General features: G+C 77.4%; 19 protein-coding genes. 12 read left to right on the top strand and 7 right to left on the bottom strand.

The window, feature by feature from the left end:
- The first annotated feature begins 93 nt into the window (after window positions 1–93).
- Entirely contained in the window at window positions 94–576 is a 483-nt protein-coding gene (locus I4I81_RS06190; protein ID WP_226363781.1) for a carboxymuconolactone decarboxylase family protein, read from the top strand.
- Window positions 577–611: 35 nt separating this feature from the next.
- Here the strand turns inward: I4I81_RS06190 and I4I81_RS06185 are convergent, their stop codons facing one another.
- Window positions 612–1,025, bottom strand: a complete 414-nt coding sequence (locus I4I81_RS06185) for a CBS domain-containing protein (RefSeq protein ID WP_218606265.1) — start codon at window positions 1,023–1,025, stop codon at window positions 612–614.
- A gap of 934 nt (window positions 1,026–1,959) precedes the next feature.
- Between I4I81_RS06185 and I4I81_RS06180 the strand changes: the two genes are divergently transcribed.
- Both I4I81_RS06180 and I4I81_RS06175 read left to right on the top strand, forming a co-directional pair.
- Window positions 1,960–2,451, top strand: a complete 492-nt coding sequence (locus I4I81_RS06180) for a hypothetical protein (protein WP_218605155.1) — start codon at window positions 1,960–1,962, stop codon at window positions 2,449–2,451.
- 1 nt (window position 2,452) lies between these two features.
- Window positions 2,453–4,216, top strand: coding sequence for a DUF5671 domain-containing protein (locus I4I81_RS06175; protein WP_218605156.1), 1,764 nt, complete (start codon window positions 2,453–2,455; stop codon window positions 4,214–4,216).
- Window positions 4,217–4,259: 43 nt separating this feature from the next.
- On the opposite strand, the gene I4I81_RS06170 is transcribed toward I4I81_RS06175, so the two are convergent.
- Window positions 4,260–4,463 carry a hypothetical protein gene (locus tag I4I81_RS06170; RefSeq protein ID WP_218605157.1) on the bottom strand — a complete coding sequence of 68 codons (204 nt, stop codon included), beginning with the start codon at window positions 4,461–4,463 and terminating at the stop codon, window positions 4,260–4,262.
- A gap of 673 nt (window positions 4,464–5,136) precedes the next feature.
- Between I4I81_RS06170 and I4I81_RS06165 the strand changes: the two genes are divergently transcribed.
- A complete protein-coding gene (locus I4I81_RS06165; protein WP_218605158.1) occupies window positions 5,137–5,409 on the top strand; it encodes a DUF1876 domain-containing protein in 273 nt (90 codons plus the stop codon).
- A 25-nt stretch (window positions 5,410–5,434) separates the two neighbouring features.
- Window positions 5,435–6,175: a SpoIIAA family protein gene (locus tag I4I81_RS06160; protein WP_218605159.1), complete on the top strand. Its 741-nt coding sequence runs from the start codon at window positions 5,435–5,437 to the stop codon at window positions 6,173–6,175.
- 28 nt (window positions 6,176–6,203) lie between these two features.
- On the opposite strand, the gene I4I81_RS06155 is transcribed toward I4I81_RS06160, so the two are convergent.
- From I4I81_RS06155 to I4I81_RS06140, 4 genes are read right to left on the bottom strand one after another with little or no spacing between them, the layout of a single operon-like run.
- Window positions 6,204–6,614 (bottom strand): hypothetical protein, encoded by a 411-nt coding sequence (locus tag I4I81_RS06155; protein WP_218605160.1) that lies wholly within the window; start codon window positions 6,612–6,614, stop codon window positions 6,204–6,206.
- A 59-nt stretch (window positions 6,615–6,673) separates the two neighbouring features.
- Entirely contained in the window at window positions 6,674–7,375 is a 702-nt protein-coding gene (locus tag I4I81_RS06150; protein ID WP_218605161.1) for a hypothetical protein, read from the bottom strand.
- Window positions 7,372–8,145 carry a dienelactone hydrolase family protein gene (locus I4I81_RS06145; protein WP_226363780.1) on the bottom strand — a complete coding sequence of 258 codons (774 nt, stop codon included), beginning with the start codon at window positions 8,143–8,145 and terminating at the stop codon, window positions 7,372–7,374. The genes I4I81_RS06150 and I4I81_RS06145 overlap by 4 nt, the downstream gene beginning before the upstream one ends.
- Window positions 8,142–8,330 (bottom strand): hypothetical protein, encoded by a 189-nt coding sequence (locus tag I4I81_RS06140; RefSeq protein WP_218615877.1) that lies wholly within the window; start codon window positions 8,328–8,330, stop codon window positions 8,142–8,144. Before I4I81_RS06140 ends, I4I81_RS06145 begins: the two co-directional genes overlap by 4 nt.
- Before the next feature lie 1,227 nt (window positions 8,331–9,557).
- Here I4I81_RS06140 and I4I81_RS06135 point away from each other — a divergent pair.
- From I4I81_RS06135 to I4I81_RS06120, 4 genes are all read left to right on the top strand, one after another.
- Entirely contained in the window at window positions 9,558–9,896 is a 339-nt protein-coding gene (locus I4I81_RS06135; protein WP_218605881.1) for a DUF3040 domain-containing protein, read from the top strand.
- 133 nt (window positions 9,897–10,029) lie between these two features.
- Entirely contained in the window at window positions 10,030–10,215 is a 186-nt protein-coding gene (locus I4I81_RS06130; RefSeq protein ID WP_218605882.1) for a DUF1918 domain-containing protein, read from the top strand.
- Between the two features lie 107 nt (window positions 10,216–10,322).
- Window positions 10,323–10,793: a pyridoxamine 5'-phosphate oxidase family protein gene (locus I4I81_RS06125; RefSeq protein WP_218605883.1), complete on the top strand. Its 471-nt coding sequence runs from the start codon at window positions 10,323–10,325 to the stop codon at window positions 10,791–10,793.
- Between the two features lie 373 nt (window positions 10,794–11,166).
- Window positions 11,167–11,895 carry a CBS domain-containing protein gene (locus I4I81_RS06120; protein WP_218605884.1) on the top strand — a complete coding sequence of 243 codons (729 nt, stop codon included), beginning with the start codon at window positions 11,167–11,169 and terminating at the stop codon, window positions 11,893–11,895.
- A gap of 22 nt (window positions 11,896–11,917) precedes the next feature.
- On the opposite strand, the gene I4I81_RS06115 is transcribed toward I4I81_RS06120, so the two are convergent.
- Entirely contained in the window at window positions 11,918–12,403 is a 486-nt protein-coding gene (locus I4I81_RS06115; protein ID WP_218605885.1) for a nitroreductase/quinone reductase family protein, read from the bottom strand.
- A 132-nt stretch (window positions 12,404–12,535) separates the two neighbouring features.
- Between I4I81_RS06115 and acsA the strand changes: the two genes are divergently transcribed.
- From acsA to I4I81_RS06100, 3 genes are read left to right on the top strand one after another with little or no spacing between them, the layout of a single operon-like run.
- The gene (gene acsA, locus I4I81_RS06110; protein WP_218615876.1) at window positions 12,536–14,314 is read left to right on the top strand and encodes an acetate--CoA ligase; all 1,779 of its coding nucleotides are present in this window, start codon (window positions 12,536–12,538) and stop codon (window positions 14,312–14,314) included.
- Window positions 14,311–15,255 (top strand): pyruvate dehydrogenase (acetyl-transferring) E1 component subunit alpha, encoded by a 945-nt coding sequence (gene pdhA, locus I4I81_RS06105; RefSeq protein WP_226363779.1) that lies wholly within the window; start codon window positions 14,311–14,313, stop codon window positions 15,253–15,255. The genes acsA and pdhA overlap by 4 nt, the downstream gene beginning before the upstream one ends.
- Window positions 15,255–16,229, top strand: coding sequence for an alpha-ketoacid dehydrogenase subunit beta (locus I4I81_RS06100; protein WP_218605909.1), 975 nt, complete (start codon window positions 15,255–15,257; stop codon window positions 16,227–16,229). The genes pdhA and I4I81_RS06100 overlap by 1 nt, the downstream gene beginning before the upstream one ends.
- Window positions 16,230–16,239: the final 10 nt, after the last annotated feature.

Below are 16,239 nucleotides of genomic sequence, written 5' to 3'. Positions count from 1 at the left end.
TGCCAGTGAACCCCCAGGGGTATGCGCCGCGTTCCGGCCGGAGGACCCTCGCCGCCGGGTCGTCCGACCCCTGATCCTCTGCTCCGAAGCCTCGTGCGCCCGCCCCCCCGGGAAGCCGGAGGCTGGCGGAGAAGGGGTTCCGACCCGGGGCCCGTCCTCGAACCGGGCGCGCTGGGCACGAGCACCACGGAGCGCATCGCGCTCACGATCGCCGTGACCAGGGAGTGCGACGGCTGCATCGCCGCCCACGCCGAGGGGGCGGCGAGCAGCGGCGCAACGGCCGGAGAGGTGCCCGAGGCGATGGGCGTCGCCATCCTCATGAACGGCGGACCCGCCACCGTGTTCGGGCCGCGCGCCTTCGCCGCGTTCCGCGAGTTCGCCGCGGAGGCCCCGGTGCACCGGAACGCCACCGGCGCCGGCCCGACGGAGCCGCACCCGCACGACCCCGGGAGCGCCGACGCACCGGCCACCGCCACCGGACGCCCCCTGACGGATGCGCGGCTGGACCGGCTCCTGCACGACCTCGACGTCGCCAACGACGTCCCGGCCGCCAGGGGCGGCCGTCCCCGGCCCTGACGGCCGTCGGCGGCACACCGCCGCCGGGTGGGCCTTCACCCGTCGAGCGCCCCGAGCAGCACCGCGAGCACGTCCCGCTGCGCCACCAGCCCGACAACGGCCTCCCCGTCGCGGACCGGGAGGTGCCGGACACCCGCCTCGTCCATCCGCCGGCCCGCGGACGCGATCGTCTCGTCGATCCCGGCGGTCACCAGGTCGGCCGTCATGACGTCACCGGCCTGCTCGGTACCGAGGTCACCACCGGAGACGAACGCGGTGACGAGGTCGCGCTCGGACAGCAGGCCGACCGGTCCACCCGGCGCCCGCACCAGCACGGCCCCGATCTCGCCCGCCACCAGCTGCTCGGCGACCGCCAGCAGCGAGTCCCCCGGCCCCACGGTCGCCGGGCCCTCGACCATGATCGAGCGGACGGTGTCGGTCGGCCGGGCGCGGCGCGCGGTGCTGGTCATCGGGGCTCCTCGGTGCGGGGGGCAGCGGTCGGTCACCCGGATCGTCATCCCGCCGGACCGGAGGCGGGCAGGGGCGGACGGCCCGGCCCTCCCCGCCGGAGGTCACGGCGCCCGACGTCCGCCCGAGCGGGCGGGGCCGGGAGGGCAGGGCACCGCGGTCCGCCGGCCGGCCGCGAGGTCCAGCCGGGCGCCCCCGGGCCCGGCGGGTCGTCCCGGCGTCCCCGGTCGTCGCGCCGGGCCGCGCCGACGATCGCGAGGCGACCGTCCCCATCCACGACGTGAGCTCGTCGCGGCGCACGGCCGCCCGACGCCCACCGGTCCGCCCCGGGAGGGCGCCGCCCGGCGGGGACGGTCCGCATCCCGCGCAGCAGGCTGGGTCTCCGCTGTCGGAGCAGGAGATGCGGTGCACGCGTGGGACGCCTACGGGCCCGACCCCGTCACCGAGCACCGCCTTCGGCGCGAGATGGACCGGATGCGCAAGCAGCAGTGGCCGCGACCGGCAGGAGGGCGTGCCGCACGCGGTGCAGGACGATCGCCCCCGGTCGCGCGGCACGACGGTTCCGGGCGGCGACCGGAGGGCGCTTGCGCGCACTGCCGCCGCGGTGCGGCCGGTCCGAGGGACGGATGTCCGGACACGGGGGCCGAAGGACCCTGCCGGGGCGGACCGGGCCGGGCTGGGATGAGGCCATGTGCACCGGGAACGGGCGGCCGCAGCCGCCTCCGCCACCGACCCCACGGCCGGGGCGGTGAGGTCCCGGCCCGGCGACGACCACGATGCCCAGCGCACCGTGTGGCGCCGGCCCGGGGACGCCGCGACGACCCCGGTCGCGGCGACCGTGAACGCCGCGTGGCCGGTCCCGCGGTCACCGACGGGACGGGGCATGCGGCCCCGGCCCGGACCCTGGCCGGACCGCCGGCCCGAGGCGGGAGCGCCATGACCGACACCGACCGTCCCGGGCCCCGGCCCGCGGGACCGGACGCCGCGACCCGCGGACCGAACCGCGTCCTGCTGCTCGCGCTGGCCGCGGTCGCCCTCGTCGCGACGCTGGCGGGGGTCGTCATCGCCCAGCGGAGCGGCCCCGGCTACGACCCGGCGACCCCGGAGGGCACCGTCCAGGCCTACCTGGACGCCGTGCTCCACGGTGACGCCGACCGGGCGGCGGGGCTGCTGGCCCCGGGGAGCCCCTGCGCGGTCGCGGACCTGGACCGCGCGGCCCTGCCCGTCGACGTCCGGGTCACCCTCCGGGAGGTCCGGGTCACCGGCGACACGGCCCGGGTCGACGTCGACGCGGCACTGCCGTCGGGCGACCTGTTCGGCGGGACGGAGACCTTCGAGCAGCACGTGCTGCGGCTGGCCCGCCACGACGGGACCTGGCTGCTCACCGGGGAGCCCTGGCCGGCCGCCGGGTGCGGGACGGCGGGCTGAGGTGGCCGGCGCGCTCCTGGTCCCGGTCGTCCTGCTCGTCCTCGTCGCGCTCGCCGCCCACGGCACCGCGACCGGCCGCGACACCCCGTCGGACGGGCACGCGGTGCGCCGGGCCTTCCAGTACCTGCTGCTGTACGGGCTGGCGGTGGTGATCGCGGTCGGCCTCGCCGGCCTGCTCGGCAGGGTGCTGGAGGGCGCCACCCTCGCCCGGTCCGACGGGACGGAGCTGGCCCGCGACCTGGCGTTCACGGCCATCGGCGTCCCGCTGTTCGCGGGCATGGCCCTGTGGTCGCGCCGGACGCTGGCCGCCGACCCGGCCGAGGCCCGGTCGACCGGCTGGGCCGTCTACGTGACGGCCGCGGCCCTGACGGCTCTGGCCATGGCGATGACCGGGGCCGAGTCGGCGCTGCGCTGGGCGGTGGGCCTGCAGGCCCACGGCGGGCCCGCGGTGGCGCAGGTGATCGTGTGGGGCGGGATGTGGGCCGCGCACCGGTGGATCGACCGGCGGCTCGCCCCGGCGCGCACCGCCCGGGTGCACCACCTGGCCGGATCGCTGCTCGGCCTGGCGACGGCCGCGACGGGGCTCGGTGGCGTCCTGGCGGGTGCGTTGCGCGTCCTGTGGGGGCTGGACACCGGCACCCTGCTCGCCGGGGCGGGCAGCCCGATCCTGCAGGGCCTGGCGACCGCCGTCCCGGGCGCGGTGGTGTGGTGGGTGTACTGGGTGCGGACCGCGGCGCGCGACGAGCGCGGGCCGCTGTGGCTCGGCTACGTCCTGCTCGCCGGGGTCGCGGGCGGGCTGGTGGGCGCGATCGTCGCCGCCAGCGCGCTGGCCTGGTCCGGTCTCGTGTGGCTGGTCGGCGAGCCCTCGGCCCGCACCGCCGCCGAGCACTTCTCCGCCGCGCCCACCGAGACCGCGGCGGCGGCCGTCGGGGTGCTCGTCTGGTGGTACCACCAGGCCGTGCTGCGGCGGTCGGGCGCCGGTACCCGGACCGAGGTCACCCGCGTCCACGAGTACCTGATGGCGGGGATCGCCCTGCTGGCGGCCGCCGGCGGGCTGACGACCCTGGTCGCGGTGCTCGTCGACACCCTCGCCGGCTCCGCGTTCGTCGGCGGGAGCACCGTGAACACCCTCCTGGCCGCGGTGACGCTGCTGGCCGTCGGCGGGCCGGTGTGGGGGCTGTACTGGCGCAGGATCCAGGCGGCGGCCCGGTCGGACCCGGCCGGGGAGATCGGGTCCCCGACCCGGCGGGTGTACCTGTCGGTGCTGTTCGGCGTGGGCGCGGTCGCCACCGTCGGCGCGCTCGTCGTGGCGGCCTACCTGCTGTTCTCCGACCTCGTCCCGGGCACCGTCGGGCCGGAGACCGCCCGCAGGATGCGCTTCGCGATCGGGGTCCTGCTGAGCGCACCGGCGATCGCCGGCTACCACTGGACGGTCCGCCGCGACGGCCACCGGCGGCTGCCCGCTCCGGCCGCGGCGACCGGGCCGGCGTTCGTGCTCCTCGTGGGCCCGGCCGACCGGGCGACCGTGCGGGAGGTGGCCCACCGCACCCGGGGCCGGGTCGAGGCCTGGGCCCGCATCGACGACGACGGGCCGGTCTGGACCGCCGAGGACGTCATGGCCGCCCTGGCCGACACCCCGGCCGACGAGGTCGTCGTGCTCTCCGACGCGGGCCGGCTGCACGCCGTGCCGGTCCGCCGCCGGCCGGCGGCTCCGGACCCCGTCCCGCGCAGGGCGTCGGTGCCCGGGTCCGGAGGCCCGGCCTGACGGCCACGGACCGGGACCCGGAGGCGACGGATCCCGCGCGCCGTCACACGACCCGCGCCACCCCGGGCACCCGGACCAGCAGCGCACCGATCCCGAACGACAGCCCGACACCGAGCCCGGCGACGGTGGCGAGCTCGGCCTCCGGCGGCAACGGCACGAACCGGGTGCCGACCACCAGCCCGACGAGCACCACCCCGGTGGACGACGAAGGCCGCGCGCACTCCCGGGCGACGCGGCCGAGGCGCACCGTCCGGTCGGCGACGAACCGCCGCGGGCCATTCCGGGCCGGCGACCCCGGTGAGTCGGACCCGCGAGCAGCGAGAACGCCGCCATCCCGAACAGCGACCCGGTCAGCTCCGCCGTCGCGAGCACCGTCAGCAGCGGCTCGCGCACCGGGGGTCCGGTGGACACCCAGGTGGGCAGCCCGGTCCAGGCCACGTCGCGTGGGCCACGATCACCCCCGCGACGAGCAGCACCTTGAGGGTGTCCACCCCCGCCGGCCGCGACCCGCTCCGGCCGGTGGAGGCGGCCACCGGGCCTGCCCACGACCCGACATCCCGATCTCCCACCGGCCGCGCCGCGCCCGGTCCGCGCACCGTCGACCGGTACTGCTGACCCGTCCGCTGGTGCCCGACCAGGCGCCGAGGACCCGGTGGCCGCGGGTCCGACGGCCCGCCCGGCGGGATCGGGGGGCCGGCATGCGCGCCCCGGGCCGGGCCGGACGGCCCTGGTGGCCGGCGCGGTCCGCGACGACGCTGGCGGACGAGGGGGAACGTCGGGTGGGCGAGCGGGGAACCGCCGCCGCGGGACGGCCCGGGGTTCCCGCGGCCCGGGCCACAGCGCCCGGGGTCACAGCGCCCGGGGTCACAGCGCCCGGGGTCACAGCGCCCGGGGTCACAGCCGAGACGAGGGAGCACGCCATGAACGAGGCCAAGCAATGGACTGTCACGGTCGACATCGACGAGCACGACGGCCGCACCCGCGCCACGGCGCGGCTGCACACCCGCGACGCCCGGCCGTTGACCGCGGTCGGGACGGCCCGGCTCAACCCGGCCGACCGCGACGTCCCGGAGATCGGCGACGAGCTGGCCACCGCGCGGGCGCTGTCCCGCCTCGCCCACACCCTCCTCGACGTCGCCGCGGACGACATCGAGGGACTCACGGCCACCCCACCCACCCGCCTGCACCTCTGACGGCACCGGGCCCGGACGGAGCACCATGATCGAGAGAATGACCGGCCTGCCCGCCGGCGTGCTGGGGCTGCGCGCGGACGGCCGCCTGACCGCGGCCGACTACGAGCAGGTCATCACCCCGATGGTCGACGAGGCCCTGCGGGCCGGGGGCCGCATGCGCTGCCTGATCGAGATCGCACCCGGCTTCGAGGGCCTCACGCCCGACGCCGTCGCCGACGACGTCCGGCTCGGGTTGCACGCCTTCGGCGCCTTCGACGGGGTCGCCGTGGTGACCGGCCCCGGCTGGGTGGCGGAGGCGACGAGGTGGGCGGCCGTCCTCGTGCCGTTCCCGCTGCGCGTGTTCGACCCCGGCGAGGCGGGCGCGGCCGCGCAGTGGCTCGCCGCGCTCCCCGCCGACGCCGGGATCGCCCTCGCGCTCGACCCGGCGACCGGCGTCGTCACCGCCGAGGTCACCCAGTCCCTGCGCATCGAGGACTTCGAGGCGCTCGCCACGACCGTCGACCCCTGGATGCACGAGAAGGGCGACCTGCCCGGCCTCGTGCTGCACCTGCGCGGCCTCCCACGGTGGGCGAGCCTCGGTGCCCTGGTGCGCCACGTCCGGTTCGTCGTCGGCCACCAGGGCCGGATCGGGCGCCTCGCGCTCGTCACCGACACCCCCGTGGCGGGCACGCTCGCCACCGCCGCCGACCACGTGGTGCACCCGCAGGTCCGTGCCTTCCCCTACGCGGAGCTGCCGGCCGCGCAGGCGTGGGCGGCCGGGCCCTGACCGGCCACCCGCATCCCCGCCGGACGGATCACCGATCCGGTTGTGCGCACCGTCGGTCGGGCACAGCGGGGACGGGGATCTCCACGCAGTCGGACGCGCACCCCGCGCCGGGGGACTCCGCAGGCCGCGCCGCCCGGTGGAGGACGGCCCTGCTCGGGCGCACCACCACCACGTCGGCCCGCTGCTCGCCGTCGCCGTCGACGATGAGCGTGTAGCCGGCGGGGTCCGCGGGCGGCCACACGAGTGTCACCACCGGGCTGGCGGCGAGGTTGCGGGTGGTCCTGCGGCCCGGCCGCGGAACGGCCAGCAGGCCGTCGCCGACCGTCGGGGTGACCGCCACGACGTGCGCGCGGTCACCGCCCCCGACGGTCAGCAGGTACGCGAACCCGTAGCGTGCCACGGTCTCGGCCAGCTCGTGCGGGCCCACCTCGACACCCACCGCATCCTCCGTCCCCGGCCGCTGTGTGTCCGGGCGGACGGGCGCCCGCGGGTCGTCCCTCACCGGCCCGCCCCGGCGGGCGCCGCGTCCCCGGACCGGGCCGCGGACGCGGGCCGCCGGAGCAGGACGGCCGCGGTACCGGCCAGCCAGACGACGTAGATCGGGTAGGGCGCGAAGGTGTACCACCCGCCCGGGGCCAGTGGGCCCGTCGTGACGACGACGCCGGCCAGCAGCCCGAGCTGGGCGGCCGCCGCGACCGCCGCGGTCCAGCCCAGCCAGGCCGGCATCGCCGGTGAACCGGCCGTCAGCGCCGCGAACGCCGCCAGCATCACCGCCGCCGGCACCGCTGCGACGGTGAACAGGGCCCACGACAGCGCCCCGACGGCCGCGACCAGCGACGGTGCCGCCGCCCCTGCCACCTGGGCCAGCGCGATCTGCCCGGCCTGGGCGGTCACGCTCAGGGCGACGTAGCCCACGCCGGCCCCGAACACCAGCCCCGCGTACCGGCCGGACCCGCCCTCCACCGCGGTGAGGTGGGTCCGCAGGCACCCGACGAACCACAGGAACACCGCGGAGCTGACCAGGAACAGCAGGCTCTGCATCAGCAGGGCCTGCGCGTGGGCGCCGTGGAACGCCGCCACCTCCACCTCCGATGCGCCCACCGGCGGTGCCCCGCGCTCGAAGACCACCGCGAGGGCGCCCACGGCCAGCGCCGCGAACCCGCTCGCACCACCCCACCGGTCCCGGCCCGTCTCCCTCATGTGGTTCCCCCTCGGGGTGTCGTGGTGCGGACGGAGCCCGCGTCCAGGTGGCGGGCGAAGAACGCGAGGATGCGCGCGCGGGCGTCCCGGGCGGAGGGCTCGTGGTAGGAATCGGCCCCGCCGGACAGGCGGCCGAGCACGGCCATCACCGGCGGCACGTCGGCCGGGTCGTGGTCGTTGAGGAAGGCGTGCCCGGCGTCCGGGTAGGTGCGGATGTCGTGCTCCACCCCGACCGCGGTGAGGATCCCCTCGAGCCGCTCGGCGGTGCCGCGGTTGCTGCGGTCGAGCGCCCCGTAGCTCCCCACGACCGGGCACGACCCGGCCAGCACGTCGGCACGGTAGACGTCCTTCGTCGCGGTGCCGTAGTTGACGCTCGCGACGTCGAACCCGTGGCCGGGCGCCAGCAGCAGCGCGAAGCCGCCGCCCATGCAGAACCCGATCACCCCGATCCGGCCGGTGCAGTCCGGGCGCGCCGCGAGCAGGCCACGGACGGCCTCGATGTCGTCGAAGGTGCGGCCCCGGCGGGCGCGCGCGTCGCGGATCATCCGCACCAGGCAGGTGGTCCGGCGACCGGCGCGGTAGAGGTCCGGGGCGGCGGCGAGGTAGCCGGCCCCGGCCAGCCAGTCGGCCTGGCGGCGCAGGTCGTGGGTCATCCCCAGCATGTCGTGCACGACCACGACACCCGGCCACGGTCCCGGCCCGTCCGGGACGGCCAGGTAGGTCGGCAGCGGTCCCGCCAGGGCCGTCACCACCACGTCGTCCGGGGTCACGGCGGCTTCCCGGCGTCCCGGTCGGCGGCGTCCCGGTCGGCGGCCGGCGACAGCACGGCGTAGCGGGCCTCCGGTGCGGCCCACGCCCCCCGCAGGGCGCCGGGGCGCCCGTCCGCCTCGCCCGCCGCCGGTCCGGTCATCCCCGTCATCCCCGTCATCCCCGTCATCCCCGTCATCCCCGTCATCCCCGTCATCTCCGACCGTCACGGTCCCCGCGGTGGCCCCGCCCCGGGAGCGCCGGAGGTCCCCGGTCCGGTCCTCGGAGGTCCCGGACACGCGGGCCGTTCAGCGGTGGACCGCCGCCCCGGCGCCGTCGGTGTCGCGTCCCGAGCCTGTCGGCCTCCGGGTGCTGGCGGTCGTGGTGTCCGCGTGCTTCCTCCTCGTGGCGGTGACACCGCTCGCGCGGCGCCGCGGTGGCGGACGGCCCTGATCGGGCTGTCGGCCGTGATGCTGCTGGTCGGGGCCGGGTTCGGCCCGCCACTGCTCGGGACCGTGGTCGGGGCGGCCGCGACCCGGATCGGTGCCCGCCCCGCGGGTGGGTCCCCGCCGGGGTGCGGGCCGGGCTCGCCGCGGCGTGGCCGTGGTGCCGCGCGCTCGCGCTCGTCGGGTGGCTGGCGCTGCTGCCGGGCACGGTGCTGGTCGCGCTGGTCACCGGGCGGACAGGGCAGAGTCCGTCGTCACCGGGTCCGTCGTCACCGGGTCCGTCGTCACCGGGTCCGTCGTCACCGGGCTCACGGCGATCGCGTTCGCACTCCTGTTGCCGGCGTTCGTGACGGCGGCCGCGCGCGACGGCCGGCGGGCGGCGGGTGCGGTCCCCGGGCGGGGCGCCGCACCCGCGGCGACCACGCCCCCGGCTGCGCGGCGGGATCGCTGAGGTGGGCCCGCCCCGCGTCGCCGGCCGCGCCACGCGGGGCCGCGGCGGGCCGCGGGCCGACCGCGCCCACCTCCGCGACGACGCGGTCCTGCGGGAGCAGCGCGCCGCGCCGGCCCGGCGCGCGGGCCCGCACCCCGACGTCGACCGGGGCGCCCGCGACGCGCTCACCTGGCTCGTCGAGGGCGGCCCGGCCCGCTCGGCGGGCGGACCCCCGGCCGCCCGCCGACCGCGCGGGCGATCGTCCACGAGCTGGCCGCGGCCGAGGCGGTCCGTGCGACCGGGGGTGACCGCACGGGTTACGCCGCCGGTGTCGAGTACGCCCTCATGTGGGCCGGGGAGGTGACACCGACCCCGCCGACGTCCGTCGTCACCGATCCGGGCGGGCCCGCGTGACCGGCCGGCACCGGTCGGCGCGCCCCGACCGGCCCACCGATGCGGGACGTCCGGCACTTACCGCCTGCCGACCGTCCGCGCAGGATGGGTGCCGATCATCGACCGCTGCGGACGAGGTCGGCAGCAGCACCGCCCGGAGAAACCCATGCTCAGCGAACGCGACCGACGGATCCTGCACGAGATGGAACGACAGCTGTCCGACGAGGACCGGCGGATGGAGTCGGTCACCCACCGCACCCGGCGCCACCAGCGCCGGCTGCGCCGCGGGGTCGACGTCGCGCTGGTCCTCTCCGCCCTCTCCGCCCTCCTGTGCTTCGCGCTGGCCACCCCGGCCACCATCGGCGCGGGCGTGGTCGCCACCGGTCTGGTCGCGGCGCTGCTCCTGATGCGCCGGTCACCCGGCCGGCCGCACGCGGCCGGCCCATCGATGCGGGCACTCCGGCGCTGGTTCACCACACCCCGCGGTCGCGCCCCCCGGCGGTGACCCATCGCCCCGACCGCCGACCGGCCCGGGCCACACGACGACGGATCGGGGACGAACGGCCCTGGTGGGCCCCGTGGGCTGGACCGAAGGTGGGTGCCGGGCGGGAAGGCGCCGGCGAGGCGAGGAGGCAGCGGTGATCGCATCTCAGGGTGACCGGATCGTCGTCGAATCCGTCCACCTGGACTCCGGGCGCCGGTCCGGTGAGGTGCTCGAGGTACTCGGCGACGGCGACACCCGCCACTACCGCATCCGATGGCAGGACGGGCACAAGTCCGTCTACTTCCCCGGCCCGGACGCGCGGCTCGCCGACGGAGGATGACCCCGGCCACCGGCCGGGGCAGGACTCCGCGCGGTCCTGATCCGACGGAGCGGGCTGGAACACGGGAGGGCTGGACACGGGAGGGCTGGACACGGGAGGGCTGGAACATGGAGGAACCACCCGGCGCGCGCGCCGACGGGGTCGACGTCCTCGACCGGGAGACCTGCCTGGCCCTGCTCGGGACCGTCGCCGTCGGCCGGCTCGCCTGGTCCGACACGGACGGGCGGATCCAGCTCAGGCCGGTCACCTTCGGGCTGGACGACGGATGCGTCGCGTTCCGGTGCGGGCCGGGCTCGATGCTCACCGCGATCGGCGAGGGCCGTCCGGTCAGCTTCGAGGCGGACGGCATCGAACCCGCGCTGAGCACCGGGTGGAGCGTGCTGGTGGCGGGGGCCACGGCGGAACTGGTTCCCCCCTCGGCGCCGCGGCCCGGCCCGCGGATCGTCGAACCGTGGGCCCGGGGTGGGCGGCCGCACCTGGTCCGGCTGCGAGCCGGTCAGGTCACCGGCCGGCGCCTGGGGCCGACCGCCGGAGGGGTCAGCGTCGTGCGGGTGGGTCCCGACGACGCGGCGGGCTGAGGGGCTCCCGGCGGCCGGTCAGCCGGCGGCCGGGACGGGCCACAGGACCACCACCGAGGTCTCGGACGATCGGCGGGCCGCGTACGGGTCCAGGTCGGTGTCCAGCTCGCGCAGCGGTCCCACACAGCCGCTCCCCCTCGCGCACGCGTCGCGGCCGTCGGGACCTCCTCGTCACGGTGCCGACCGCCGGTCCCCGGACCGGCGGGATCACGGTCCCGTCGAGCGGTCGGTTCGTGGCGCAGTCTGCGACGGCAGGGCCGGAAGTCCCCGCGGCGGGGCCGGCGGTCACCGCGGCCCCGGCGGGCCACCCGGCCCGGCCGAGACCGGGCCGAGGACCCTGCCCGGGCCCCCGCCGCGGCGCGAAACTGGACCGATGGACACCCTGACCGTCTCCGACGTCATGACCACCCACGTGTTGACCGCCCGGCCCGCGATGCCGCTGAAGGAACTCGCGCGGGTCCTCACCGAGCACCGGGTCGGGGCGCTGCCGGTGCTCGACGCCGACGACCGCGTCATCGGGATGGTCTCCGAACGGGACCTGCTGTCCAAGCAGGCGCAGCCGCTCCCCCGGCCCCGGCGCTGGTGGCAGACCCGCCGGGCCCGTCGGGAGATCCGGCGGGCCGAGGCGGACACCGTCGCCCACCTCATGACCCGGCGACCGGTCACCGTCGGCCCGGCCGCGAAGCTGGCCGAGGCGGCCAGGCGGATGACCGAGCACGAGCTGAAGCACCTCCCCGTCGTCGACGACGGCGGGTCGCTGGTCGGCATCGTCAGCCGGGCCGACCTGATCGGCGCCTACCTGCGCACCGACGAGCAGATCCGGACCGCCGTGCTCGACGACGTGTTCCTGCACGTGCTGTGGACCGACGCGACCCAGGTCGAGGTGTCCGTCACCGACGGGATCGTGACCATCGACGGCACCGTCGAGCAGCGCAGCACGGCCGAGATGGCCGAGCACCTCGTCCGCCGCCTGGACGGTGTCGTCGACGTCGTCTGCACGCTCGCGTACCGCGTCGACGACGGCGGGCTCGACGGCCGCCCGCCGCATCGCCCGCAGGCCAGGCCGACGACGACGACCGACACGGCCGGCATCACGACGTGACCGGGCCGGGGGCGGGCCACCGTCAGCTCCCGGACCCGGTGTCCGCCACCCGCAGCACGGCGAGCCCGAACTCGCGCACCGCCACCTCCAGCTCGGCCGCCGACGGCTCCAGCCCGCCGGGGAAGACCAGCCCGAGCCGCCGCTGCGCCTGCACCGGCCCGTGGCGCACCACGAGCCGGTGCAGCGTGGCCGCGACCGTGGCCGGGTCCTCCTCGAGCCGCACCCGCCGCCGTGCCCGGTGGGCCCGGTGGGTCACCTCGACCTCGGCCACGCCGCGCAGGTTCACCCGCCAGGCGTGCCGGGTGACGACGACGAGCTCGCCGTCGAGCGGCACGTAGCCGACCGGGACGTCGTAGCGCCGCCCGGTGCGCCGCCCGACGACGTGCAGCACCAGCAGTGCGTCGTCGACCAGGCCGTGCAGCGGCGAGCGCGCCACCGCGCGGACGAGCGGGTTGGCCAGCGTCACCAGGCGCTGGGGCGGGACACGGCGGCTGATGGTGGTGGGCATCGGGTTCCTCCCGGGACGTCGACGGCGTCCACGATGCAGCCGGTCCGGACGGTGGGGACCGGGCCGGAAGTCCCCTCTCCCCCCACCCATCGCCCCGTTCCGGCACCGCTCCCGGCGGCCCACGCTGGGGCGATGCAGCCGTACGTGATCCGCCCACCCGACGCCGCGCGGCGCGCGGCCAACGTCCCCGATCCCCGGCGGGCCCGCACGCGGTTCACCTGGGCCGCCGCCCGGGAGGGTCTGGACGGGCTGCCCGGCGGGGCCGGACTGAACATCGCCCACGAGGCGGTCGTCCGGCACACCGCCGACCCCGCCCGGGCGGACCGCGTCGCCCTGCGCTGGCTCGACCGGACCGACGCCGTGCACGACCTGACCTACCGCGACCTGGACGCGCGCACGGCCCGGTTCGCCAACCTGCTCACCCGGCTCGGCGTCGGGCCGGGTGAGCGGGTGTTCACGCTGCTGGGCCGGGTGCCCGCGCTGTACGTGGGCGTGCTGGGCGCACTCCGGGCACGCTGCGTGGTCTCCCCGTTGTTCTCCGCGTTCGGCCCGCAGCCGGTGCGCGAGCGGATGCACCTCGGCGGGGCCGCCGTGCTGGTGACGACGCCCCACCTCTACCGGCGCACCGTCGCCCCGGTCCGCGCCGAGCTGCCCCACCTGCGCCACGTCCTGCTCACCGGTGGCGACCCGGCGGGCGGCGGGGAGCCCGGCACCCTGGACCTGGACGCGCTGCTGGCCGCCGAGGAGCCCGTCCACACGATCGGCCCGACCGACCCGCAGGACCCCGCGCTGCTGCACTTCACCAGCGGCACCACCGGCACGCCGAAGGGCGCGCTGCACGTGCACGAGGCCGTGGTGGCCCACCTGGCCACCGCCCGCGCCGCGCTCGACCTGCGCCCCGACGACCTGTTCTGGTGCACCGCCGACCCCGGCTGGGTGACCGGCACCTCGTACGGGATCGTCGCTCCGCTCGTCGTCGGCGCGACGCTGCTGTCGGACCAGGGCGAGTTCGACGCACTGCGTTGGTACCGCACGCTGGAGCGGGAGGGCGTCACGGTCTGGTACACCGCCCCGACGGCGATCCGGATGCTCATGCGCCGCGGCGAGCGGGGCGTGCCCGCGCTGCCCCACCTGCGGCTGGTGGCCAGCGTGGGTGAGCCGCTCGACCCGGAGGCGGTGCGCTGGACCGCCCGGGTGCTCGGGCGGCCGGCACACGACAACTGGTGGCAGACCGAGACCGGCGCGATCATGATCGCCAACCTGCCCGCGGACGACATCGCGCCGGGCTCGATGGGCCGTCCGCTGCCCGGTGTCACGGCGGCGCTGCTGGCCCGCGGCCCCGACGGCCGGGCCGCGGTCGGCACGCACGGTGCCGTGCACGTCCTGCACGGCGTCGCCGAGGGCGAGCTGGCCCTGCGCGCCGGCTGGCCGTCGATGTTCCGCAGCTACCTGGGCGCGCCGGAGCGCTACGCGGCGTGCTTCGCCGACGGCTGGTACCTCACCGGCGACATCGCCCGGCGCGACCTCGACGGGCGCTACTGGTTCGTGGCCCGCGCCGACGACGTCATCAAGTCCGCGGGCCACCTCGTCGGCCCGTTCGAGGTGGAGAGCGTGCTGACCGCCCACCCCGCCGTCGCCGAGGCCGGCGTGATCGGCACGCCCGACCCGGTGGCCGGCGAGCTGGTGAAGGCGTTCGTGACGCTGAGCGCCGGTGAGGCGCCGACCGAGGAGCTGCGGGCGGAGCTGCTGACCTTCGCCCGCCGCGCGCTCGGCGCGGTCGCCCCCAAGGAGATCGAGTTCGCCGACACGCTCCCGCACACGCGCAGCGGGAAGGTCATGCGGCGGCTGCTGAAGGCCCGCGAGCTGGGCCTGCCCGAAGGGGACCTGTCGATGCTGGAGGTGGCGCGGTGACCGACCCGAAGGACGCGCTCGCGCTGCACACCGCGATGACGCGCATCCGCCGCTTCGAGGAGCGCTGCGTCGAGCTCTACAGCGCCGGCGACATCCGCGGCTTCATGCACCTGTGCATCGGGGAGGAGGCGGTGGCCGTCGGCGTGACGGCCGCGCTCGGCGCGGACGACGCGGTCGTGTCCACCTACCGCGAGCACGGGCACGCGCTCGCCCGCGGCATCCCGATGGAGGCGCTGTTCGCCGAGATGTTCGGCCGCACCACCGGCTGCAGCGGCGGGCGCGGCGGCTCGATGCACCTGTTCGACGCCGCCCGCCGCTTCTACGGCGGCAACGCGATCGTCGCCGGGGGCATCCCGCTCGCCGTCGGGCTGGCACTGGCCGACTCCTACACCGCCCGGCCACAGGTCACCGCGTGCCTGTTCGGCGACGGCGCGTTCGCCGAGGGCGAGTTCCACGAGTCGCTCAACCTGGCCGCGCTGTGGGGGCTGCCGGTGGTGTTGTGCTGCGAGAACAACCGGTACGCGATGGGCACGTCGCTGGCGCGGAGCCACGCCCAGACCGACCTGGCGCTGCGGGCCGCCTCCTACGGGGTGCGGTCGTGGGCGGTCGACGGCATGGACGCACCCGCGGTGCGCGACGCCGTGCGGCTGGCCGTCGACACCGCCCGCGCCGGGGGCGGGCCCTGCTTCCTGGAGCTGCGCACCTACCGGTTCCGGGCGCACTCGATGTACGACGCCGACCGCTACCGCGAGCGGTCGGAGATCGCGGGCTGGCAGGAACACGACCCGCTCGGCGCCCTGGTCGCCGACCTGGACCCGGACGACGTCGCCGCGGCCGAGGCCGCGATCGCGGAGGAGATCGACGCGGCGGTCGCGGCGGCGCAGGCGGCGCCGCGCGAACCGGTCGCCGACCTGACCCGGCACGTGCTGGCGGAGCGGTGATGGCCACCACCACGTTCCGCGAGGCCTTCCGGGCCGGTCTGCGCGAGGCGCTCGCCGCCGACGACCGGGTGTTCCTCATGGGCGAGGACGTCGGCCGCTACGGCGGCTGCTTCGCCGTGAGCCAGGGCCTGCTCGAGGAGTTCGGCGAGCGGCGGGTGCGCGACACCCCGCTCTCGGAGTCGGCGTTCGTCGGTGCCGGGATCGGCGCGGCACTCGGCGGGGCCCGGCCGGTCGTCGAGATCATGACGGTGAACTTCAGCCTGCTCGCGCTCGACCAGATCCTCAACAACGCCGCGACCCTGCGGCACATGTCCGGCGGGCAGCTCGGGGTGCCGCTGGTCATCCGCGTCCCGACCGGGCCGGGCCGCCAGCTCGCCGCGCAGCACTCGCACACCCTGGAGGGGATCTACGCGCACATCCCGGGTCTGCGGGTGCTCACCCCCGCCACCCTGGCCGACGCCCGGGGCATGCTCGCGCCCGCGCTGGCCGATCCCGATCCGGTGCTGGTCTTCGAGCAGATCGCGCTCTACGGGACCTCCGGCGAGCTGCCCGACGACGCCGGCCCGGTCGACATCTCCCGCGCCGCCGTGCGCCGCCCCGGCACCGACGTCACGCTCGTCGCCTACGGCGGCTCGCTGGCCCCGACCGAGGCCGCCGCCGAGCAGCTCGCCACCGACGGCGTGTCCGCCGAGGTCGTGGACCTGCGGGTGCTGCGCCCGCTGGACGAGGCCACGGTGCTGGCGTCGGTCGCCCGCACCCACCGCCTCGTCGTCGTCGACAACGCCTGGCGCAGCGGCAGCCCGTCGGCCGAGATCGCCGCGCGCGTCGCCGAGCACGCGCTCTACGAGCTCGACGCGCCGATCGAGCGGGTCTGCGGCGTCGAGGTGCCGCTGCCCTACCCGCACCACCTGGAGGAGGCGGCGCTGCCCGGCGTCGCCGACGTGGTGGCGGCGGCCCGGCGGGCGGTGGGCTGAGGTGGGCGAG

This window comes from Pseudonocardia abyssalis (genome assembly GCF_019263705.2).
Lineage (GTDB): Bacteria > Actinomycetota > Actinomycetes > Mycobacteriales > Pseudonocardiaceae > Pseudonocardia > Pseudonocardia abyssalis.
The sequence above is the reverse complement of the archived record's forward strand: the minus strand, read 5'-3'. Positions and strand labels throughout refer to the sequence as shown.

Excerpts from the sequence above, each read along its gene's own strand:
- I4I81_RS06185 (WP_218606265.1), bottom strand. The coding sequence starts at position 1,025 with ATGACCAGCACCGCGCGCCGCGCCCGGCCGACCGACACCGTCCGCTCG.
- I4I81_RS06180 (WP_218605155.1), top strand. The coding sequence starts at position 1,960 with ATGACCGACACCGACCGTCCCGGGCCCCGGCCCGCGGGACCGGACGCC.
- I4I81_RS06165 (WP_218605158.1), top strand. The coding sequence starts at position 5,137 with ATGAACGAGGCCAAGCAATGGACTGTCACGGTCGACATCGACGAGCAC.
- I4I81_RS06160 (WP_218605159.1), top strand. The coding sequence starts at position 5,435 with ATGATCGAGAGAATGACCGGCCTGCCCGCCGGCGTGCTGGGGCTGCGC.
- I4I81_RS06150 (WP_218605161.1), bottom strand. The coding sequence starts at position 7,375 with ATGAGGGAGACGGGCCGGGACCGGTGGGGTGGTGCGAGCGGGTTCGCG.
- I4I81_RS06140 (WP_218615877.1), bottom strand. The coding sequence starts at position 8,330 with ATGACGGGGATGACGGGGATGACGGGGATGACGGGGATGACGGGGATG.
- I4I81_RS06135 (WP_218605881.1), top strand. The coding sequence starts at position 9,558 with ATGCTCAGCGAACGCGACCGACGGATCCTGCACGAGATGGAACGACAG.
- I4I81_RS06125 (WP_218605883.1), top strand. The coding sequence starts at position 10,323 with ATGGAGGAACCACCCGGCGCGCGCGCCGACGGGGTCGACGTCCTCGAC.
- I4I81_RS06120 (WP_218605884.1), top strand. The coding sequence starts at position 11,167 with ATGGACACCCTGACCGTCTCCGACGTCATGACCACCCACGTGTTGACC.
- I4I81_RS06115 (WP_218605885.1), bottom strand. The coding sequence starts at position 12,403 with ATGCCCACCACCATCAGCCGCCGTGTCCCGCCCCAGCGCCTGGTGACG.
- acsA (WP_218615876.1), top strand. The coding sequence starts at position 12,536 with ATGCAGCCGTACGTGATCCGCCCACCCGACGCCGCGCGGCGCGCGGCC.
- I4I81_RS06100 (WP_218605909.1), top strand. The coding sequence starts at position 15,255 with ATGGCCACCACCACGTTCCGCGAGGCCTTCCGGGCCGGTCTGCGCGAG.